18 protein-coding genes are annotated in these 21,565 nt (G+C 33.8%); 10 read left to right on the top strand and 8 right to left on the bottom strand.

What is annotated here, in order from left to right:
• Window positions 1-387 precede the first annotated feature (387 nt).
• On the top strand, window positions 388-1,467 hold the full coding sequence (locus tag ABDW27_RS10105) for a glycosyltransferase (protein WP_343695784.1): 1,080 nt from the start codon (window positions 388-390) through the stop codon (window positions 1,465-1,467).
• A gap of 184 nt (window positions 1,468-1,651) precedes the next feature.
• Here the strand turns inward: ABDW27_RS10105 and ABDW27_RS10110 are convergent, their stop codons facing one another.
• The 3 genes from ABDW27_RS10110 to ABDW27_RS10120 form a co-directional block, all read right to left on the bottom strand.
• Window positions 1,652-2,962, bottom strand: coding sequence for a porin (locus tag ABDW27_RS10110; RefSeq protein WP_343695785.1), 1,311 nt, complete (start codon window positions 2,960-2,962; stop codon window positions 1,652-1,654).
• A gap of 169 nt (window positions 2,963-3,131) precedes the next feature.
• Complete coding sequence (locus ABDW27_RS10115; protein ID WP_343695786.1) at window positions 3,132-4,211, bottom strand: ATP-binding protein; 1,080 nt, start codon at window positions 4,209-4,211, stop codon at window positions 3,132-3,134.
• 244 nt (window positions 4,212-4,455) lie between these two features.
• Window positions 4,456-5,139, bottom strand: coding sequence for a response regulator transcription factor (locus ABDW27_RS10120; RefSeq protein ID WP_133526253.1), 684 nt, complete (start codon window positions 5,137-5,139; stop codon window positions 4,456-4,458).
• Window positions 5,140-5,382: 243 nt separating this feature from the next.
• Between ABDW27_RS10120 and ABDW27_RS10125 the strand changes: the two genes are divergently transcribed.
• From ABDW27_RS10125 to ABDW27_RS10145, 5 genes are all read left to right on the top strand, one after another.
• Window positions 5,383-8,187: a TonB-dependent receptor gene (locus tag ABDW27_RS10125; RefSeq protein WP_343695787.1), complete on the top strand. Its 2,805-nt coding sequence runs from the start codon at window positions 5,383-5,385 to the stop codon at window positions 8,185-8,187.
• Between the two features lie 197 nt (window positions 8,188-8,384).
• A complete protein-coding gene (locus tag ABDW27_RS10130) occupies window positions 8,385-9,572 on the top strand; it encodes a hypothetical protein (protein WP_343695788.1) in 1,188 nt (395 codons plus the stop codon).
• A 109-nt stretch (window positions 9,573-9,681) separates the two neighbouring features.
• A complete protein-coding gene (locus ABDW27_RS10135) occupies window positions 9,682-10,020 on the top strand; it encodes a T9SS type A sorting domain-containing protein (protein ID WP_008465102.1) in 339 nt (112 codons plus the stop codon).
• A gap of 154 nt (window positions 10,021-10,174) precedes the next feature.
• The gene (locus ABDW27_RS10140) at window positions 10,175-11,155 is read left to right on the top strand and encodes an acyl transferase (protein WP_343695789.1); all 981 of its coding nucleotides are present in this window, start codon (window positions 10,175-10,177) and stop codon (window positions 11,153-11,155) included.
• 137 nt (window positions 11,156-11,292) lie between these two features.
• Window positions 11,293-12,924, top strand: a complete 1,632-nt coding sequence (locus ABDW27_RS10145; RefSeq protein WP_343695790.1) for a CARDB domain-containing protein — start codon at window positions 11,293-11,295, stop codon at window positions 12,922-12,924.
• 79 nt (window positions 12,925-13,003) lie between these two features.
• On the opposite strand, the gene tyrS is transcribed toward ABDW27_RS10145, so the two are convergent.
• A complete protein-coding gene (tyrS, locus tag ABDW27_RS10150) occupies window positions 13,004-14,299 on the bottom strand; it encodes a tyrosine--tRNA ligase (protein WP_343695791.1) in 1,296 nt (431 codons plus the stop codon).
• 230 nt (window positions 14,300-14,529) lie between these two features.
• Here tyrS and ABDW27_RS10155 point away from each other — a divergent pair, with 230 nt between their 5' ends.
• Window positions 14,530-15,531 carry an NAD-dependent epimerase/dehydratase family protein gene (locus ABDW27_RS10155; RefSeq protein WP_343695792.1) on the top strand — a complete coding sequence of 334 codons (1,002 nt, stop codon included), beginning with the start codon at window positions 14,530-14,532 and terminating at the stop codon, window positions 15,529-15,531.
• A 3-nt stretch (window positions 15,532-15,534) separates the two neighbouring features.
• On the opposite strand, the gene ABDW27_RS10160 is transcribed toward ABDW27_RS10155, so the two are convergent.
• From ABDW27_RS10160 to ABDW27_RS10170, 3 genes are read right to left on the bottom strand one after another with little or no spacing between them, the layout of a single operon-like run.
• Entirely contained in the window at window positions 15,535-16,008 is a 474-nt protein-coding gene (locus tag ABDW27_RS10160) for a DUF4296 domain-containing protein (RefSeq protein ID WP_343695793.1), read from the bottom strand.
• A 9-nt stretch (window positions 16,009-16,017) separates the two neighbouring features.
• On the bottom strand, window positions 16,018-17,358 hold the full coding sequence (locus tag ABDW27_RS10165; RefSeq protein ID WP_343695794.1) for a dihydroorotase: 1,341 nt from the start codon (window positions 17,356-17,358) through the stop codon (window positions 16,018-16,020).
• Between the two features lie 9 nt (window positions 17,359-17,367).
• Window positions 17,368-18,093: a polyprenol monophosphomannose synthase gene (locus tag ABDW27_RS10170; protein ID WP_343695795.1), complete on the bottom strand. Its 726-nt coding sequence runs from the start codon at window positions 18,091-18,093 to the stop codon at window positions 17,368-17,370.
• Between the two features lie 106 nt (window positions 18,094-18,199).
• Between ABDW27_RS10170 and ABDW27_RS10175 the strand changes: the two genes are divergently transcribed.
• From ABDW27_RS10175 to ABDW27_RS10185, 3 genes are all read left to right on the top strand, one after another.
• Window positions 18,200-18,868, top strand: coding sequence for a DUF4271 domain-containing protein (locus ABDW27_RS10175; RefSeq protein WP_343695796.1), 669 nt, complete (start codon window positions 18,200-18,202; stop codon window positions 18,866-18,868).
• Between the two features lie 14 nt (window positions 18,869-18,882).
• Entirely contained in the window at window positions 18,883-19,632 is a 750-nt protein-coding gene (locus tag ABDW27_RS10180; protein ID WP_343695797.1) for a uroporphyrinogen-III synthase, read from the top strand.
• 259 nt (window positions 19,633-19,891) lie between these two features.
• The gene (locus ABDW27_RS10185) at window positions 19,892-20,362 is read left to right on the top strand and encodes an Lrp/AsnC ligand binding domain-containing protein (protein ID WP_012022648.1); all 471 of its coding nucleotides are present in this window, start codon (window positions 19,892-19,894) and stop codon (window positions 20,360-20,362) included.
• Between the two features lie 465 nt (window positions 20,363-20,827).
• On the opposite strand, the gene ABDW27_RS10190 is transcribed toward ABDW27_RS10185, so the two are convergent.
• Window positions 20,828-21,514, bottom strand: coding sequence for a zinc metallopeptidase (locus ABDW27_RS10190; RefSeq protein WP_343695798.1), 687 nt, complete (start codon window positions 21,512-21,514; stop codon window positions 20,828-20,830).
• Window positions 21,515-21,565 lie beyond the last annotated feature (51 nt).

Below are 21,565 nucleotides of genomic sequence, written 5' to 3' on the forward strand. Positions count from 1 at the left end.
TGTCTCAAAAAATCGAGACAACCTCTTTTTTATTTATATTCAAATATAACCCGTGGTTTCAACCACGGGAACGCAATGAAATTCCTCCTCGCATGTCCCCGTGGTTGAAACCACGGGCTATGTTTCGAGCTTCTAGGTAGAATAAAAAGTACAGATTCAGTCTAAAATTTTTTATTCGCTAGCTATTAGAGAAATTTTCCATTTGTACTATTCTTCAACTTGATTTTCCTTTTGAGATAGCCTCTTTCTTGTTTTCTAAATAGAAAATCTTTGAACTTAGAAGCTTAGCAACTCAGAAACTTAGCACCTTAAATTAATAATTTCGTAATACCTCCGAAATAACATAAAAAACATATTTTTCTATCTTCGTTTTTAAAACTGTTAAAAATGAGTATAGATTATTCTGCGAATAAAACTATTTTAGTGGCTCCATTAAATTGGGGACTTGGACATGCCACTCGATGCATTCCTATTATCAAAGCGCTTCAGGAGAATAATTATATTCCGATTATTGCTTCTGATGGAGTTGCTCTGGCTTTATTACGAAAAGAATTTCCTTATATACAAACTTTAGAATTGCCTTCCTATCATATTGAATATGCGAAGAATGGCAAAAATTTTAAATGGAAGCTGATTAAAAATCTTCCGAAGATGATTACTGCTATTTTGGACGAGAAAAAAATGGTGAATCATTGGATAAAAAAACATGGCATTGACGGTATAATTTCGGATAATAGATTGGGAGTTATCAGTAAAAAAGTGCCTTCTGTTTTTATTACACATCAATTGAACGTAATGACAGGAAATACGACTTGGTTTACCAGTAAATGTCATCAGCATTTTATTAAAAAATACAATGAATGCTGGGTTCCAGATTCTAATGAAAAAATAAACCTGACGGGAGATTTAGGACACTTGAAAAATAGTGATCTGAATCTAAAATATATCGGTCCGCTTAGCCGCATGAAAAAAAAGGATACGCCAAAAATATATGATTTGATGATTATATTGTCTGGTCCAGAACCGCAGCGCACTTTCTTAGACGAAAAACTGCAGAAAGAAGCGGCAAAATATTCTGGAAAAGTAGTTTTTGTACAAGGGAAAGTAGAAAAATCGCAGGAAAAATGGCAAGCTGGAAATGTTACTTATTACAACTTCATGAATTCCAAACAGCTTGAACAGACTTTTAATGAAAGTGAATTTGTATTGTGCCGTTCGGGTTATACAACGGTAATGGATTTGGCAAAGCTGGGTAAAAAAGCCTTTTTTATTCCAACTCCAGGTCAATATGAGCAGGAATATCTGGCGATTAAACTTCAAGAAGAAAATCTTGTGCCGTATGCCATGCAAGAGGACTTTACCATTGAAAATTTATCAAAAGTAAAATCGTTTAAAGGATTATCCCAATTTGAAAATAATATTGATTGGGATTCATTATTTAAGGTTTTTGAGGACAAAACTGCGTGATTGTACGCGGATGAAGCGGATTTGCTATCGCAAAGACGCAGATTATACGGATTTTATCTATTACTTCTTCCTATAAAAAAAACCTCCAGCTAAAGCTGGAGGCAATTGAATTTTCCCTTAAATAAAAAATCAGTTTTTATCCGCGTCTTCGCGAAAGCGAATCTGTTTTATCTGCGTACTGATTTTAGAAGTTAAACTGCACTTGCAATCTTAAAACATTTCCTTGCTGTCTGTTTACAGGCAAAACGCTATCTTCAAAAGTTCGATCAGCTACTACGTATTCTGCTGTAAGTTCAAAAGCTTTGATTGGTTGCCATTCAACACCAAATTCATAATCTCTAACGACGTAACTTCTAGCATCTTTTTCGTATTTTTTTCCTCCGTCATAATATTGGAATTTGGCAAAAGGATAAATACGCTGTTTTTTAAGATCCCATTTGTAGTTTAATAAAACGTAACCTCCATTTAAATCGGTTTGATCAATAGTTTTAGTAAGCGTATTGTATCGAGGTCCTGTACCTATGTTGTATTCCGTCTGGATTCCGAATGGTCTTGGATATAAAACGAAAGTCGCTCCAACTCGCTGATCTTTTACATATTGCGGATCATTAACTGTAACTCCTGGCGAAACTTCTCCTGTAAAAGCCCATTTACCAGTATAAGCTTGAATTCCCGGTTCTATAATCTGGCTTCCGATAACAAAAGGATATGTTATTCTAGACACAACATTTAAGTCTCTGTTTCCGTCTAACTTATTTGCAATCTGACCATTGTAAACCCCTAAAGCAAATACTCCAAAATCTCCAGAACCTTTGTAGCCATCTTTAACCAACATTTCAAAACGCTTTCTAATTTCGGCTGGTGCCCAATAAAAGAAAACTCCTAAATCACGCTCGTTTAAAATTGAAGAGTTGATGGCATCGGCACGGTCTAAAGTTAAACGCTGTGAACTTGACTGCATATTTTCAAATCCGTATGGAATTTTACTCTGTCCGACACGTACTCGATATTCTTTTTTCTTGTCAAAAGAAAGATCAAAATACAGGTCACGAATTTGAACAAAGTTCTGAATTCCTGTACTCGGCGAACTCGCAAAATCGGGTTGAAAATAGAAAAATACATTTGGGTGCACTTGCCCAGAAAATACCAAACGGGCACGGCGAATAAAAAGTCCGTTGTTTGCTTTTGCATCTGGAGCTGTAGAAGTTGTTCCCCAAGATCTATCGCATTGCTCACAGGAAACTTTATCGTTTGTAGAAAACAGACCATTGTATCTAATTTGTGCATAACCTCTCAAAGAGATTCTGTCATACCAATGTTCTTCAACTCCTCCTCCAGATTTCGTCTCTGGAAGTTTTGCTTTGTTTATAGAATCTAAAATACGCATTACTTCGTTTTTTACATCCTGTTTATTCAATTCTTGTTTGTTTGTTTCTTGTGCATTTGCCACACAAGCTAGCAGTAATAAAACTGCCAATAGTTTTCTTTTTATCATTAGTTCTGTAATTCCCTTAATTTCAGGATGCAAAGATGGAGCACCTATGTTAAGAAATCATTAACCAGATGTTACTATAATAAAAATTTAATGTTACGGCCAGAATCCGTATGTTTATTTATCGTTAAACACCCCTATTTCAGGACTTTTAGCGAATTTGAGCTTACATTTATTTAACGTCAACTTTTGACGATTTATTTGCTTTTTCGAGCGTAAAAGAGAACTCAGAACCAATTCCGAACTCACTTTCCACATAAACTTTCTCTTTATGCGCTTCAATAATATGCTTTACAATTGCCAATCCTAAACCAGAACCTCCTTCAGATCGAGTTCCGCTTTTATCCACTCGATAAAAACGTTCAAAAAGTCTCGGAATATTTTGTTTTTCAACTCCTTCACCATTATCACTGATACGAATTAAGACTTTTTTCTTGGTTAAGTTTACAACACCAACTTCAGTCAAACCACCTTCTTTTCCGTATTTAATAGAGTTAACAATCAAATTTTCCAGCACTTGTTGAATTCTGTCTTGATCTCCTCTAATCATAACCGACTTCACATTTTTACTTTCAAAAGCCAGTTTGATTTTCTTTTTGTCTGCCTTCATTTCGAGCAGTTCAAAAACATTCTCAATCAATTCAACAATATCAAAATCAGTCATATTCAAATCCAAATCTCCCGATTCTAGTTTGGTAATCATGTCTAGATCTTCTACTATATAAATAAGGCGCTCTACTCCTTTTTCGGCACGTTTTAAATATTTTTTTCTAATATTTTTGTCATCCATTGCGCCATCAAGCAAAGTCGAAACATAACCTTGAACGGTAAAGAGAGGCGTTTTCAATTCGTGCGAAACGTTTCCTAAAAATTCTCTTCTATATTGCTCACGAATTTCAAGCATTTCGATTTCGAGTTTTTTATCAGTCGCGAACTTTTTCACTTCGCGCGAAAGCGTTTCCATATCTGTATTAATAGGCTGATTGATTAAGGTTGTTGATTCTAATAACGACACCTCATCGTAGATTTTCTTTACTCTTCTGTAAATAAATCGTTCTACACGATACTGTAAAACCAGAAAAGAGAAAATATAGACTGCAATTATGAAAATGATTCCAAACGCAACTTGATGTTTTAATTGATTTTTATAAAATAATGACATTAGCATCAGTACAAATCCTGTTGTAAAGAGACTGATATATAATGCCGATTTTATGGCAAACTTGTATGTTTTTTTAAAATTAATTTTCATTGAAAAAATTGAACCATTAAGAAATTAAGAAAATTAAGTTTTGCTTTTAAGTCATTTTCTTTTGAATAAATCAAAAAACAAAAAAGGAATAACTCAAAAACCATATAAGAAAATGAAGATTGTACAGCTTCAATTCTTATATGGTTTAAATGTATTGAATATTTTTAAAAAAATTTGAAAGGGTTTAAATCTTTACCAAATTCTAAAATCACTTAGTATATCAGAACCTTAGCATCTTAAAAATCTAAACTTCAAATTTGTAACCAACACCTTTTATGGTTTTAAAAAGATCTTCTCCTATTTTTTCGCGAAGTTTTCTGATGTGAACATCGATTGTTCTACCACCCACTACAACTTCATTGCCCCAAACTTTATCCAAGATTTCGTCTCTTTTAAAAACTTTACCTGGTTTTGAAGCTAATAAATAAAATAATTCGAATTCTTTTCTTGGCAGAGCAATTTCTACATTGCCTTTTATGATTTTGTATTCCTCACGGTTAATCTCGATTCCGCCTACATTTAAAGTATCTGTAACAACTTCTTGTTCTTTTAACCTTCTTAACAGCGCCTTTACTTTTGAGACCAATAATTTTGGCTTAATCGGCTTGGTAATATAATCGTCTGCACCGGCATCAAAACCAGCTACTTGAGAATAATCTTCGCTTCTTGCTGTAAGGAATGTTATGATAACATTATTTAACTCTGGAATTTTTCTAATATGCTCGCAAGCCTCCATTCCGTCCATTTCTGCCATCATCACGTCCATAATGATTAGTTCTGGCAGCTCTTTCTGTGCTTTTGCTATAGCTTCTTTTCCATTAGAAGCTGTAACAATCTGATAGCCTTCCTGAGCAAGGTTATAGCCAACGATTTCTAAGATATCTGGTTCGTCGTCAACTAATAAAATCTTAGTTTGTGTTTTTTTCATAAATAGCAAAAATTGAGATTTTTATATCGAAACTTCTTCATTAAACATTCGATATTTCTTATTTCACAGGGTAAATATACTAACAAAAGAACCTTTAAAAAATGGTGTTAACCGTAATTTAATCTCGTAACAATTTGATAATCTTAACAACACAAAAACATAACAAGTCGGTAACATGGACTTCACAGAGCGGTTCTTTCTTTGCACAAAAATAATAAGACACAAACACAACACTGAAAAAAAATGAAATTCAATTTAAGATTTCTCTTTATTGCATTATTTATCTGTACGATTTCGATCGCGCAAAACAAAGGTACGATTTCTGGAGTTCTGACTGACAAAGATATGAACAACGCTGCTCTGCCATTTGCTAATGTTTTAGTTAAAGGTACAAATATTAGCGTAAATACCGACGTAGACGGAAAATATTCGTTAAGCGTAAATCCTGGAAATTATACTTTAATCTTTAGTTTTTTAGGATATGAATCTGTTGAAGCTCCAGTAGCTGTAAAAGCAAATGAAACTGTAACTATTAACAAAGGACTTTCGTCTGGAAGTTATACTCTTAAAGATGTAGTTGTAAAATCAACTGCTAACAAAGAAAAAGAAACTGCTCTTTTATTAGACCAAAAAAATGCTGTGGTAATCAAGCAAAGTATTGGTGCACAGGAAATGTCTAGAAAAGGCGTAAGCGATGTTGAAGAGGGTTTGACAAAAGTAACCGGAATCTCAAAAGTAGGATCAAGAGGAATATTTGTACGTGGTCTTGAAGATCGTTACAACAACTTATTGATCAATGATCTTGCTGCTCCATCAAACAGCCCATATTCAAAAATCGTTCCGCTAGATTTGTTCCCAACAAATATTGTAGGGGTAATTGATGTTTACAAAACTTTCAATCCAAATATTTATGGAGATTTCGCTGGAGGAACTTTTAACATTCAAACTTCAAAACCAACAAAAGCTATCACTAAAATAAATGTTGGAGCAGGATATACAACTGGAAACAGCTTTAAAGATTTCTTGCTTTCAGGAGACGCAGATACTGCCGCAGGTTTCTTCGGATTTAATGGCAAAGATAGAGAATTGCCAAGTTTCTTAGGCGAAACTGCAGGAAGAACAACTTTCACACAAGATCAGGCATTAAATTCTGTAAGTGGAGACAAAGGTTTTAACGTAAGCAAAAGCAAAAGCCCATTAAACTCAAGCTTCAATTTTCTGCACGCTGAAAAATTTGATTTAAGCAACAACCGTAACATTTCCTATTTATTATCTCTTAATTTTGACAACAACTTTGCAGTTAGAGAAGGTGTTAATAGAACATTGCAAACACTTGGTGATAAATATAACAATGACTTCATCAACACTGAATACCGTTTCAAAACTAGCACTTCTGCTTTAGTTGGTGTAAATTATTCAGCTGAACGATATAAATTATCTTTCAACACTTTATACTTAAAAACCACATTAAACTCAATCTTAGATCAGTACGGGGTTTTAAGCAATAATGGTATCACGAATAACTTTATCCGTACGAATCAATTAGACAAAACGGATTATTTAAATGCTCAATTATTAGGTGAATACAATTTGACAGAAGATAAAAACCAAACTTTAAAAGGTGGTGTATCTTATGCAAATACTAAATACGGTCAGCCAGACAGAAAATTCTATACTGGTACTCAGGAAGCAGATAACCAAATCAACACTTCTTACGGAGGTAACAACTTCTTACGTCAATATTTAACTGTAGACGGAAATGTATTTGTTTCTGGATTATTAGAATACAATTTGAAATTCGGAAAAGACAAACAAAACAAATTGACTGTTGGTTATAACGGAAATGCATCTAAAATGGAATCTTCTTACCGTTTTGTATCAAGTTATGGTGGTACTTTTTCATCAAACGATATCAACAATATCGATTCGAAAATTACAACTGACATTAACAACAACGTAGTTGCTTTTGCTGAAAGTTCAAACACAACTTATAAAGTAAAACTTAATGAAAGTGCAAATGCAGGATACGCAAACTTATTCTGGAAATTTGCTGACAAGTTTGAACTTAACGGAGGTGTAAGAGTTGAAAATACAATTAAAGAAACACATTTCAGAACTTTAGGCTCTTTTGATGATCCGTACAAAATAAAAACATACAATAATCTTTATGTTTTACCTTCTGTAAACTTGAAATATCTTATGACAGAAACGTCTAATATTCGTTTCGCTGCAAGTAAAACATATACAAAACCAGTTGTAATGGAATCTTTCCCTATCTCATACATCAATGCAGATAACACTTCAACACAAGGTAACTCATTACTAAAAAACAGTGACAACTATAATGTTGACTTGAAATACGAATTATTCCCAACTGCTAAAGAAATGATCACTTTTGGAATATTTGGAAAATATATTGACAATCCAATTGAAAGAACATTTATTGCAAACGCTACATCGGGAACAGTAACTACTTTCTTAAATTCTGACAATGCAACTTTGTACGGAGCAGAAGTTGAATTCCTTTTAGGATTAAACAGAATTAGCGAAAATCTTGAGCATTTCTCTTTCGGATTAAATGCCTCATTAATGTCTACGAAAGTAAATGTTGCAAAAACTTACGAATCTCAGGATGAGGACGGAAATGTAACGGTTAAAAATTCAATCGAAACACATAGCTCTAGATCATTACAAGGTGCGTCAGATTGGTTAGTAAACTCAGATTTAAAATATGAATTCAATTTAGGCAAAGACTGGACAAACACTATGTCTCTTGTTTATGGAGTATTTGGAAAAAGAATTTATGCAGTAGGAACAAACGGTCAGGATAACACTTACGAATTGCCTGTATCTCAATTAGATTTTGTTTGGGGAAGTAAAATCTCAGAACATTTTGATGTGAAATTTACAGCAGACAACTTACTAAACCCTGCAAGACAATTAGAATTTGGAAACAACGGAACTGTAAAAGTTGATGAGCCATCTTTATTAGCAAACAGCTACAAAAAAGGCGTTGGATTCTCAGTAAAACTTGGTTATACTTTCTAATGTTAACAATAAAGATATCAAAAGCCCCAGAAATTCTGGGGCTTTTTTTATGGCAGCAATTTGCATAAATCCACTTAACATTCCCTTCACATTTTGGTCAATTTTTGATAACCGTAATGTAATACTCAGATAACACCCTAAATAGATTAACCTCATAATTTTGACAAAAATAAAAACGAATAATACAACACAAAACTATGAAAACTAAAATTCTTGCTTTAGCACTTGCTACAGGTTTATTTTTTAATTCTTGCTCAAGCAGCGACGATCCAACTCCTGCACCGACACCTGCTACAGGAGAAATTACAGGTCCTATCACTGCAAACAAAACTTACGCTTACGGTAACTACACTTTAAAAGGAATTGTAAAAATTAATTCTGGTGTAACTGTAACTTTTGATGCAGGATCTACAATCACTATAGACAAAGCTACTGGAGACAATGCTTTAGTTGTTTTAAACGGAGGAAAACTTATCATCAACGGAACTGCTGACAAACCAGTTGTTTTTACAGAAAAATCTAAAGTTCCAGGTTCTTGGGGAGGTATCATCATGTATGGTGATGCACCTGCAAAAGTTGCTGGAGGAGGAACTTCTTCAACTTCTGAAGACGGAAACAATATTTCTTACGGAGGATCTAACGCAACTCACAATGGTGGTTCATTAAACTACGTAAGAGTTGAGTACGCTGGTTCTAAATTAGCTGACGGAACAAAAGAAAACAATGCTTTCACATTCTACTCTGTAGGTTCTGGAACAACTTTAGATCACTTAGTAGCTTACAAAGGTGCTGACGATGGATTCGAATTCTTCGGAGGAACTGTAAGTATGACAAACGCTATTTCTTATGGTAACTATGATGACGCTTTTGACTGGCAAGACGGATGGCAAGGTACTGCTAATACAAACTGGTACGCTTACCAAACTGGAAAAGGAAACTACGGAATGGAAATCGAAGCATCTGCTAATGACAATTCTTTCGGACCAAAAGTTACTAACATTACTTTAAAAAGAGAAGCTGGAAACGTTCCTGAAGTTGGTGATAACCAAGTTGATGCTTTCCAATTCAAAAGAGAAGGTAACGGAGAATACAGCAACATCATTGTTGATGGTTATGGAAACTTCACAACTGGAGCTACAACTTATCAAGGTGCAGTAGTTAGTATCTTAGATGCAGCAACTAACACTCACCAAGTAAATACATCTAAAATTAAAATTTTAAATGTAAAAATTTCTAACACAACAAATGTAACTCCTATCGCAGGTGCTGCTGGTTTTACAGTTGCTTTCCCTGCTGGAACTTTCACAACAAGTACTACAGCTACAGGAGCTTCATTAGCAGCAGGAGCTTGGGCTTCAGTTGATGGCGCTAGCTTAATCAAATAATTTATTTCGAATATAAATCGTTAAAAACATCCTAAATAATTAGGATGTTTTTTTTTGGCGTCATTTTTGTATTTTTTTTTTGTATATTTACGGTAATCAAATACATGCGATGGCAAAAAACTACTTTTATATTACTTTCTTATTGGCATTTTTCTTTACTCTTAGCGTCGCGGCGCAAGATAGTAAGCAATTACCAAAACCTCAAGAATCTACTTCTATTGAGGGTCTCAGCTTGTATCCTAACCCAGTGACAAACGGAAAAGTGTACATATCATCTAAAAACGATTTAGAGAAAGAAATTATTGTGTTCGATCTTTTGGGCAAAAAAGTATTACAGGCGCATTTAGTATCAAAAGAATTAAGTGTTTCAGAACTGCCTCCTGGTGTTTATATCATCAAAATAAGCGAACAGAACGCATCGGCAACACGAAAACTCATTATAAGATAAAAAAAGCTCCTTTGGAGCTTTTTTAGTTTACAGTCTCAGTCACAGTTTTCAGTTACAGACTTTGCGGAAAACAGTGACTGAGACTGTAGCTAAAAACTGAGATTGAGACTGCGACTGAAAACTAAAAAATAAATATCTTTGCAAAAAAAAAGTTTTGATCACAGCCAACGATATCTTTACCATTTCAAGTCAGAAACAATTTGAAAAAATAGCACTTAAAGTGTTTCGTTTTCAGCATGAGAACAATAAAGTCTATCGCGATTTTTGTGCTTTTTTAAAAATCAATCCACAGCAGGTAAAATCACTGCAGCAAATTCCTTTTTTACCCATTCAGTTTTTCAAAAGTCACAATGTGGTTTCTAATACAGATCCTGCACAAGTAACTTTTACCAGCAGTGGTACAACCGGAATGATTACCAGCAGACATTTAGTAACCGATGTTTCCCTATATGAGGAAAGTTACCGCAAAGGATTCTCTCAATTTTACGGCAATATAGAGGACTACGTTGTTTTAGCCCTTTTGCCGTCTTATTTAGAACGAGAAGGCTCTTCGTTAATTTATATGGTTGAAGATCTGATAAAACTCTCTAATCATCCTGAAAGCGGGTTTTATTTGCACAACCATGACGACCTAATCAAAAAACTTCTTGAATTGGACGAAGCAGGGCAAAATGTAATCTTAATTGGGGTCACGTATGCTTTGTTAGATTTAATCGAAAAACATCAATTCAATCTTCAAAATACCATTATTATGGAAACTGGAGGAATGAAAGGAAAACGCAAAGAAATGATTCGTGAAGAATTGCACGACATTTTATGCAAAGGTTTTGGCGTTTCTTCTATTCATTCAGAATACGGAATGACCGAACTTTTAGCCCAGGCGTATTCTCTTGGCGAAGGTGTTTTTGAATGCTCCTCTTGGATGCATATTTTAGTTCGTGATCCTGAAGATGCTCTTACTTACGTGAATGATGGAAAAACTGGCGGAATAAATGTTATTGATTTAGCGAATATCAATTCGTGTTCTTTTATAGCTACGCAGGATTTAGGCAAAAAATATTCGAATAACTCTTTTGAGGTATTGGGACGTTTTGATAATTCTGATATTCGTGGCTGTAATTTGATGGTCTTATAAAAAAGATTTTTCACGTAGTAGAATCCAAACACCTTTTCGTAGGAATATACAGAATTTATTAACCCATTGTTAATATAAGAAAAATACTGTTTTCATATTTAAAATATATTTTATTTCAAATTTTAAATATAATTCTTATGAAAAAAATTACTTTATTACTACTTGTATTCACTCGTATTGTAAGTTGGTCACAAACCTACAAATTTCATACATTACAGGATTTAGGCTCTAATGTTGAAATAGCGATTTCAACTGAATGCACTCAAAACACTTCGCCTGGACCAACTAGAGATTTTAATTTAAGACAAAACTATAAACTAGAAGTTGGTAAAATCTATAAATCCGATTTAATACAAGGATCAACATCAGGATCTCATTACTATAAAGTTTTATATGCCGTTGATTATTCACTTGACAAAGGAAGTGATATAGACGAACCAGCCTCTTTTGAACTGATTCCAGACTTGTGCAATGCATTATCTTGGAAATACATTAGACCTGTTTTATTAGGATCAACGCTAGAACAAGCTCAAAGCAACTATTGCGCAAATTTGACTGCTAACACTACTCGAGAAAGAGTAAATGTAAAAACCCAAAAACCTTTAAATATAGGTGAAGTTTATTTTATGGACTTCGGAAAAGGCGTAAATTACTATTTGATTACAGGAGCAAGTATCGAAGCTGGTGACAGCGAATATCAAATAGACCCAACAAACAGCAATACCATTTTTTCACCTGCAACATTAAATTGTCCTAAACCAGATTTACAAGCTAACGCTGTAGATTGCGGAACTGCAACAATGACTCCTGGAACTACTTTTACAGCAGTTTATTCTCTTAAAAACATTGGTGGTAGAGCATTTTCACCGTCTCACTGCTTAATTTACTTTTCTAAAGGCAATGCAACTCTAAGTGCTGATGATGTATTAATCACGGATATCACTTTAGACCCGCTAAATCCTAATGAAATTAAATACGGAACACCATCGATAACTATTCCTGCAAATATTAGCGGTGGTATTTACTATGCAATTATGCAATTAGTTAATAGTGAAGAGACAAATACTGGAAACAACATAATTTCGTCTACATCGTCATTCATTATTAACCAGACAACAACACCAACAGGAAAACCAGATTTAGCTGTTGATCCAACTAACACGATTATTTTTAGCAACTGTTTTGATTGCAGTGCCGCTTTAAGTGATTTGGGAAGCAAAAGACACACAATAAACAATCAGTCTGGAATTATCAATTTACAATCAATAACGATTAAAAACACGGGAAGTGTTGCCTCAACTCCTTCTACCCTTCAGTTTTATTTATCTTCAGACGGTGTTCTTGATTCTGCTGATATAAAATCTACATCTGGCGCAATCTCAATAGGTGCAATAAACCCTGGCGCTTCAATTTCTGTATCTAGATCAATTTTCTCTTCTGATTTTGGAGGATTAACAGTTACCGGAAATCGAAACATTCTTATTTCAGTTGACGATTCTAAAACAAATACAGAATCAAATGAAAACAACAATATAACACCTATACCTGTAACTTTCGTTAGTCCTTTTGCAAGAACAGCACAATCAAGTTCAGATACTGAAGAAGTTACTCAACCATACTCTATCAATGTTTTCAATTTTGATGGCCAAAAAGTATTGACTAAAGAAGTTAATTCTAAAGAAGAAGAGGATAAATCTCTTGACTCATTAAAAACTGGAATTTACATCATCAAATCAAATGGTGTGACTAGAAAAGTTCTAAAAAACTAAACTTTACTATTATAAAAAGAAAGGCATCCTAAAAAAGGATGCCTTTTTTATTTCAAATTAAAATATTTTGTTTTCGAAATTATACAACTCTAATCACAAAGTAGTTTTTCTTTCCGCTTTGTAATAACACAAACTGATTATTAATCAAATCATTAGTTGTTAAAACAAAATCTTCTTTAATTTTTTCTCTGTTTACAGAAATTGAATTTGCTGTTAAAGCTCTTCTTGCCTCACCGTTTGATTTAAAGAAACCCGTTTTTTCATTTAAAACCGAGATAATATCCAATCCGTTTTCTAAATCAGCTTTTGCGATTTCAGCTTGCGGAACTCCGTCAAAAACTTCCAAGAAAGTCTTTTCATCTAATTTTTTCAAATCTTCTGCATTAGAATTTCCAAACAAAATATTAGAAGCCTGAATCGCATTTTCCAACTCTTCTTTACTGTGAACAAAAATTGTAATTTCTTCAGCCAGTTTCTTTTGTAAAACTCTCAAATGTGGAGCCGCCTGATGTTCTGCAATTAAAGCATCAATCATTTCTTTGTCTAAAAAAGTAAAGATTTTGATGTATTTCTCAGCATCAACATCTGTAGCGTTTACCCAAAACTGGTAAAATTTGTAAACCGAAGTTTTATCAGCATCTAACCAAACATTTCCACCTTCAGATTTCCCGAATTTAGATCCGTCCGCTTTTGTAATTAACGGCGTTGTTAATGCAAAAGCTTTTGCACTTTCGCCTCCCATTCTGCGAACTAATTCTGTACCTGTGGTAATATTTCCCCATTGATCAGAACCTCCCATTTGCAAAAGGCAGTTGTTGTTTTTATATAAATGATAAAAATCGTATCCCTGAATTAATTGATATGTAAATTCTGTGAAAGACATTCCTTCACCTTCTCCGTTAATTCTCTTTTTAACAGAATCCTTCGCCATCATATAATTTACCGTAATACGTTTTCCAACTTCACGGGCAAAATCAATAAACGAAAATTCTTTCATCCAATCATAGTTATTTACCATAATTGGAGCATTTGGTTCTTTTGAATTAAAGTCTAAGAAACGAGACAGAACACTTTTGATTCCGGCAACATTTTTAGCCAAAGTTTCTTCGTTCAGCAAATTTCTTTCGTCAGATTTTCCAGAAGGATCACCAATCATTCCGGTCGCGCCGCCCACAAGAGCAATTGGCTGATGACCAAAATTCTTTAAATGAACCAATAAAATAATCTGAACCATACTGCCAATATGCAGTGAATCTGCCGTTGGATCAAAACCAATATATGCCGACGTTACCTCTTTTAGCAATTGTTCTTCCGTTCCTGGCATGCTATCATGGTATAAACCGCGCCACTTTAATTCTTCAACTAGATTCTTCATTTTTAAAATATTTTGCGCAAATGTAATCAATGTCGATGGCAATGACAAAAAAGTCTGCCACGAAGACACAAAGACGCAAAGTTTTTGTTTTTACTATGGAAGTATTACATAAGATTTATTGAAATAAAAAACTTTGCGTCTTTGTGTCTTTGTGGCAAAAAGCAAAAAACCTTTGCAACTTTGTCACTCTGCCACTTTGCACCTTAAAAGCAAAAACTTATCTTTACAGAATGGTATTAGTAACTGGCGCAACAGGTTTAGTAGGTTCTCATTTATTGCTTCATTTAATAGAAAATGGAGAAAACGTCCGGGCTATTTACCGAAACCAAAACAATATTCAAAAAACAAAATCAGTTTTTGAATTGTATAAAAAAGCGGATTTATTCGAAAAAATCGAATGGCTTGAAGCCGATATTTTAGACATTCCATCTTTGGAAATTGCTTTCGCAGATATTGATTACGTTTATCACTGCGCTGCTTTAATTTCATTTGATCCAAAAGATGAAGAAGCACTTCGAAAAACTAATATCGAAGGAACGGCCAATATGGTCAATTTTTCAATTGCCAGAGAAATCAAAAAATTCTGTTTTGTAAGCTCAATCGCGGCTCTTGGAGATTTGGCTGCTCACGAAACTTATATTACCGAAGAAACCGACTGGAATCCTGAAAAACCACACAGCGATTACGCCATTTCTAAATATGGTGCCGAAATGGAAGTCTGGCGCGCACATCAGGAAGGCCTGGATGTTATTATTGTAAATCCCGGCGTAATTCTTGGTCCGATACCAAAAACTAAAAACAACAAACAAGGCAGTGATGAACTGTATACCAGAGTTGCCAACGGACTTTCGTTTTACACACTCGGAAATACTGGTTTTATTGCTGTGGATGATGTTGTAAAAACGGCTTTTGAATTAATGAAAAGCGATATAAAAAACGAACGTTTTACTTTAATTGCCGATAATATTGTTTTTAAAGATATTCTCGATACAATTGCCGATGCTTTGAAAGTAAAAAGACCGCATCTTCATGCTAAACCGTTTTTAATGAATTTTCTTTGGGTTGCTAATGGAATATTTTCGACTTTGTTTTTCCAAAAAAGACGCCTTACAAAAGCAACTGCAAAAGCTTCTTATTCTAAAAATTTGTATTCTAATGAAAAAATAAAAACCGCTCTGGGAACGGTTTTTTTAGATGTACATCAATATATAAAAGACATTTCGAAATTATAAAACCTATTTTACAGGTTGTTTCATTTGTCTTCTTATAGAATCAAGATTGATTTTATTCGAAGGTTTCTTAATTGAATCTTTTGGCGTTTCTTTTGCTTTCTTTTTAGCTTCTTTTGCTGCTTTTTTATCTTCAATTTTTACAATTGAGTCTGTTGCTCTTTCGACTTTTTTCAAACGTTCTCCAACTTCATCAAACATGTCTTTGTAGTTTTCATAGTCAGATGCGTAGTATACGTTGTTCTGAGCAAACTGCAGACTGTCTACTTTATATTTTTTGAAAATAAATTTTGTTGGATTGGTATCTGTAGAATCCAAAAGCTCTGTATGCTGATATTTCATGGCTTCCAGAAGAGACAAGTCATACATAATATCAATCATTTTTTCTTTCGAAATAAGTTTTGCCGGTTGTTTTACAACCTCTTTTTTGCAACTTACAGAAAGTAACAAAACCAATAGTATTAGTAAACAATTTTTCATTTCAGCTTTTTATCTGTCAAACAATAATCGTTTTCCGACGCGGATGTCTTTTACTTTAAAGTTATTATAAACCAATTCGCCATTTACAAAAGTGTGTGTAATTCTCGATTTAAAAGTTGTTCCTTCAAAAGGAGACCAGCCGCATTTGTATAAAATATTATCATGATTTACACTCCATGGCAGGCTTGGGTTTACGATTACTAAATCGGCAAAATAACCTTCTTTAATAAATCCTCTTTTTTCAATTTTGAAAATCTTAGCAGGATTGTGGCACATTTTTTCCACAATTTTCTCAATGCTGATTTTCCCTTGATGATGTGCTTCGAACATGACAACAACTGCATGCTGCACAAGCGGACCTCCTGATGGTGCTTTTAAATACGACTGCGATTTTTCTTCTTTAGTATGAGGCGCGTGATCTGTTGCTATAACATCGATACGTCCGTCATTTAAAGCTTTCCAAAGTTCTGCACGATCTTCGGCCGTTTTTACAGCAGGATTCCATTTAATAAAATTTCCTTTTGTTTTATAATCTTCATCGGTAAACCAAAGGTGATGTACACACACCTCAGCGGTAATTTTTTTATCTTCTAATGGAATTTTATTCGTGAATAATTCCATTTCTTTTGCAGTAGAAAGATGGAAAATATGAAGTCTTGCTCCGGTTTTTTTAGCCAGCGCCACTGCTTTTGAAGACGAAAGATAACAAGCCTCAGCACTTCTGATTAAATTGTGTGCCGTTACCGGAATGTCTTCTCCGTATTTTTCTTTAAACTCTGCCAGATTATTTTGAATTGTCGTTTCATCTTCGCAATGCACTGCAATTAACATTGGTGTGCTTGAGAAAATTTTTTCTAAAGTTTCTTCTCTGTCAACCAGCATATTTCCTGTTGAAGAACCTAAGAAAATCTTGATTCCGGCAACATTTTTTGGATTTGTTTTTAAAACTTCTTCCAGATTATCGTTTGTAGCTCCCATCATAAACGAATAATTCGCAAATGATTTTTGAGAGGCAATTTGATATTTATCTTCTAAAATTTCCTGAGTAACCGCATTCGGAACTGTATTTGGCTGTTCTATAAAAGAAGTAATTCCGCCCGCAACTGCAGCTCTTGATTCAGATTCTATATCACCTTTATGTGTTAATCCTGGTTCTCTAAAATGTACCTGATCGTCAATCGCTCCGGGAATTAAATAATTTCCTTCGGCGTCGATAACAATACAATCTGATGTTTTTAGACTGATGCTGTCTGCTACTTCAACAATAAGGTCATTTTCTATCAAAACATCTCCGTCAAAAATAGACCCTTCGTTTACAATTTTGGCATTTTTTATTAAAATCCTGTTCATGTTCTATCTTTATAATGTATTGACTAATTTTTTCAAGCGAAGAGAAATCACACCCAGAATTGCTTCTTTTATAATGGCATTACTCATTTTTGAAACTCCTTTTGTTCTGTCCGTAAAAATAATCGGCACTTCTTTTATTTCAAATTTAGCACAATAAGTTCTGTATTTCATTTCGATTTGAAACGCATATCCAACAAATTTTATTTTGTTCAGATTAATTTTCTCCAAAACTTCTCTTTTATAACAAACAAAACCTGCTGTTGCATCGTGAATTTTCATTCCGGTAATAAACTTTACGTAAACCGATGCAAAATATGACATTAACACACGGCTTAAAGGCCAGTTTACTACGTTTACACCTTTTACATAACGAGAACCAATAGCTAAATCGGCGCCTCCAAAATGGCAGGCATCGTACAATTTTTCAAGATCATTTGGGTTATGCGAAAAATCGGCATCCATCTCAAAAATGAAATCATATTTATGTTCTAATGCCCATTTAAAACCATGAACATAAGCAGTCCCTAAGCCTGCTTTTTTGGCTCTTTTTTCAAGAAATAATCTTCCGGGATATTCTTCCTGCAAAGCAATTACTTTATCAGCAGTATGATCCGGCGAATTATCATCGATTATTAAAAGATGAAAAGGTTTATGTTGTGAAAGAACGGCTCTTATTATACTTTCTACGTTCTCTATTTCGTTATAAGTGGGAATTATGACAATACTATCATTCATTTTTTCTCGGTAATTTCACCGCAAAAGTAAACTTTTTATAGCATTTGGTTCATAATAAATATATAATAAAACTATTGATACAAAAAATTACTAATTTTGTGACGCTATGATTATAAACTTTGATCCACGAATAATTGAAAGCAAAGACTGGGCAACGGCTTTATTTGTCCTGACCTTTGCGGTTGTCGCTATGACAAAATCAGCTTATGAAACTCGTTTTACCGAATTCAGTAAGCTTATTTTTTCAGATAAATATGCCAAGATTTACCGTGACAACAGCCACATGAAAAGCAGCTTTACAGTGGGCCTATTTTTTGTTCAGGTAATTTCATTTGCTTTTTTTATTCTGCTTACGATGAATATCTATGGTAAAGCGTTAAAAACTGATTATATTTTATTTATTCAGATCGCCACTTTCCTGCTTTATTTTATTCTGGCAAAATATTTAATTGAGAAAATTGTAGCTGCTGCTTTCAATATTGACGACTTTGTCGAGCTTTTTAATTTGCAAAAAGTTACTTACAGAACTTATATTGGAGTTTTAATCCTTCCAATTAATGCGATTTTGTTCTATTATGATAATATTCCAGCGATTGTACCACTAGCAACGATAGGTATTTCGCTCTGTATCAGCCTATACTCATATTTTATTTCAATTAAAACATATCAAAACGTAATAATCGGTAAGTTATTTTATTTTATTTTATATCTTTGCGCTCTTGAAATAGCACCTTATTATTTTCTTTATTATTGGATAACAAAAGGGAGTGCTTAGAAAATGTTTATAATATGAAAGTGAAAACAATTTTGGTGTCACAACCTGAACCTAAAGTGGAGAATTCTCCTTACTTTGAGCTCCAACAAAAACACAAAATAAAAATTGATTTCAGACCATTTATTCATGTGGAAGGGGTTAGCGCAAAAGAGATTCGATTACAAAAAATCGATCTTAATCATTACACTGCGATCATTTTAACAAGTAGAAATGCTGTAGATCATTTTTTTAGAGTGGCTGATGAAATGCGTTACAAAGTTCCTGAAGGATTGAAATATTTCTGTCAATCTGAAGCCGTAGCATTTTACCTGCAAAAATATGTTGTATACAGAAAACGTAAAATTTACGTTGGGGCAAAAGATTTTGCAGACTTATCTCCTCTTATTAAAAAATACAAAGACGAGAAATTTTTGCTTCCTGCATCTGATCAATTAAATGCTGATGCTCCGGTAACATTAAACAGCCTTAAAGTAGATTGGGCGCAAGCTATTTTTTACCGAACTGTAATGAGCGATCTATCTGATCTTGCAGATGTTTATTATGATGTTTTAGCGTTTTTTAGTCCAACAGGAATTAAATCTTTATTTAAAAATTTCCCTGATTTCCAACAAAACAACACCAGGATCGCTGTATTTGGAAGCACAACTCAAAAAGAAGCTTTAGATCATGGTTTAAGAATCGATATTCTTGCTCCAACTCCAGAAACGCCTTCTATGACAATGGCTTTAGAAAAATATATTGCAGAAGCAAACAAAGGAAAATAACCTTTTTAAAATATTAAAATCTTTAAAATTCCAAATTCCAATTTCTATATTGGGATTTGGAATTTTTGTTTTAATCTAATTTGTTATCCCTTTCATTTTCCGTGGTTGAAACCACGGGCTATGTTTTTAATTTGATTTTTTAATTTCCACTTGGAATTTGGAATTTAAAAAATTGGAATTTCATTTTTCACCTCATTTTAACTACATTTGATTTCTATTCAAAACTCAAATCGCTAGAAATAGTTTCAAATTATAAGTTATGAAAATCAACTCGCTTTTAATCGAAATTGACGGAATCGATAAAGAAATCCTTCGATATCTTATGGATGATGCCCGAAAACCCATTTTACAAATTGCTAATAAAATTGGTATTTCCGGCGCTGCAATCCATCAGCGATTAAAAAAACTGGAACAATCAGGCGTAATTTCCGGATCGAAATTTACAGTAAATCCAAAAGTTCTGGGTTACAACACCATGGCTTTTATTGGAGTTTATCTGGACAAAGCCTCCCGAAATTCTGAAGCCGTAAAAGAATTAAGAAAAATCCCTGAAGTTTTGGAATGCCATTATACAACCGGAAACTGGTCGGTTTTGATTAAAATTATCTGTCGTGATAACGAACATTTAATGCAGCTTTTAAATACTAAAATCCAAGCTATTGAAGGAGTTTCAAGAACAGAAACTTTTATTTCACTGGATCAGCAGATTGACAGACAGATTCAATTGTAAAATTAGAGAATGTGTCAATTTGATAATTAGATAATCATGTTATAATGATAAAACTTCGAACCGAATTCAAAACTTTATTATTTTTCACCGTTTACATTTTAGTGTCAATATTAGGAGAAAAATCGGCTCCAAGCGGTCCATGTACTTCTGGCGCAGGCTTTTTATTGTTTTTACTTTTAATTCCGGTAAGCATTATCATGGCTTTGATTTTTTTGTTTAAATACTACAAATCAGAAAACAAAGAATATGTAAACTCGTTTTATATTATACTCGTAATTTGGACAATCATTTTTCTATTTGGATATTTCAACGATTAGCAAATGTGTCAATTTAATTTATTATTCTAAACTGGACTGAAGTCCAGTTTAATTTATACAGATATGCAAAAACAAAACCCGTCAGGTTTTAAAAACCTGACGGGTTTGCCATAAATTATCTAATTGACTAATTATCTCAATTAAAAAATTAATTCCTTCTGTTTCCCGCATAAATCGAGATATAGTACAGCAGCGTTGCGATAGAACCTAAAGCAGCTACAAGATAAGTTCTTGCTGCCCATTTTAAAGCATCTTTTGCTCCTGCTTGTTCTTCCTGCGTAAGCATGTGTTTGTTTTCAAGCCACGCCAAAGCCCTGTTACTTGCATCGTATTCTACCGGCAGTGTAATGATTGAGAATAATGTTGTAGCTGCAAAAACCACTATCCCGATTAATAATAATCCCGGAAAAACTTTAATCATCAAGATTCCTGCTAATAAAATCCATTGTACAAAATTTGAAGCGATACTCACAACCGGTACTAATGCAGATCGCATTGCCAGCCATTGGTAACCAATTGCATGCTGAACCGCGTGACCGCATTCGTGTGCCGCAACGGCTGCCGCTGCCGCATTTCGATGATTGTAAACGGCTTCGCTCAAATTAACTGTTTTGTCTGATGGATTGTAGTGATCTGTTAACTGACCTGGAGTTGAAATAACGCGAACATCTGTAATTCCGTTATCAGCTAGCATTTTCTCAGCGATTTCACGGCCGCTCATTCCGTTTCGCAGCTGAAGTTTAGAATATAATTCAAATTTACTTTTAAGTTTTGCACTTACCAGCCAGCTGAACAACATTATAGCTCCAGCAATAATTAAATATCCTGATCCCATTTTTTTCTGTTTTTAGATTGATATTTAAATTTACAAAACAAACCGCAAATT

Origin of the sequence: Flavobacterium sp., from assembly GCF_039595935.1 — a bacterium.
Taxonomy (GTDB): Bacteria; Bacteroidota; Bacteroidia; order Flavobacteriales; family Flavobacteriaceae; genus Flavobacterium.

Bases quoted from the DNA above. Each gene is read 5' to 3' on its own strand.
- ABDW27_RS10105 (WP_343695784.1), top strand. From the start codon at position 388: ATGAGTATAGATTATTCTGCGAATAAAACTATTTTAGTGGCTCCATTA.
- ABDW27_RS10110 (WP_343695785.1), bottom strand. From the start codon at position 2,962: ATGATAAAAAGAAAACTATTGGCAGTTTTATTACTGCTAGCTTGTGTG.
- ABDW27_RS10115 (WP_343695786.1), bottom strand. From the start codon at position 4,211: ATGAAAATTAATTTTAAAAAAACATACAAGTTTGCCATAAAATCGGCA.
- ABDW27_RS10120 (WP_133526253.1), bottom strand. From the start codon at position 5,139: ATGAAAAAAACACAAACTAAGATTTTATTAGTTGACGACGAACCAGAT.
- ABDW27_RS10125 (WP_343695787.1), top strand. From the start codon at position 5,383: ATGAAATTCAATTTAAGATTTCTCTTTATTGCATTATTTATCTGTACG.
- ABDW27_RS10130 (WP_343695788.1), top strand. From the start codon at position 8,385: ATGAAAACTAAAATTCTTGCTTTAGCACTTGCTACAGGTTTATTTTTT.
- ABDW27_RS10135 (WP_008465102.1), top strand. From the start codon at position 9,682: ATGGCAAAAAACTACTTTTATATTACTTTCTTATTGGCATTTTTCTTT.
- ABDW27_RS10145 (WP_343695790.1), top strand. From the start codon at position 11,293: ATGAAAAAAATTACTTTATTACTACTTGTATTCACTCGTATTGTAAGT.
- tyrS (WP_343695791.1), bottom strand. From the start codon at position 14,299: ATGAAGAATCTAGTTGAAGAATTAAAGTGGCGCGGTTTATACCATGAT.
- ABDW27_RS10155 (WP_343695792.1), top strand. From the start codon at position 14,530: ATGGTATTAGTAACTGGCGCAACAGGTTTAGTAGGTTCTCATTTATTG.
- ABDW27_RS10160 (WP_343695793.1), bottom strand. From the start codon at position 16,008: ATGAAAAATTGTTTACTAATACTATTGGTTTTGTTACTTTCTGTAAGT.
- ABDW27_RS10165 (WP_343695794.1), bottom strand. From the start codon at position 17,358: ATGAACAGGATTTTAATAAAAAATGCCAAAATTGTAAACGAAGGGTCT.
- ABDW27_RS10170 (WP_343695795.1), bottom strand. From the start codon at position 18,093: ATGAATGATAGTATTGTCATAATTCCCACTTATAACGAAATAGAGAAC.
- ABDW27_RS10175 (WP_343695796.1), top strand. From the start codon at position 18,200: ATGATTATAAACTTTGATCCACGAATAATTGAAAGCAAAGACTGGGCA.
- ABDW27_RS10180 (WP_343695797.1), top strand. From the start codon at position 18,883: ATGAAAGTGAAAACAATTTTGGTGTCACAACCTGAACCTAAAGTGGAG.
- ABDW27_RS10185 (WP_012022648.1), top strand. From the start codon at position 19,892: ATGAAAATCAACTCGCTTTTAATCGAAATTGACGGAATCGATAAAGAA.
- ABDW27_RS10190 (WP_343695798.1), bottom strand. From the start codon at position 21,514: ATGGGATCAGGATATTTAATTATTGCTGGAGCTATAATGTTGTTCAGC.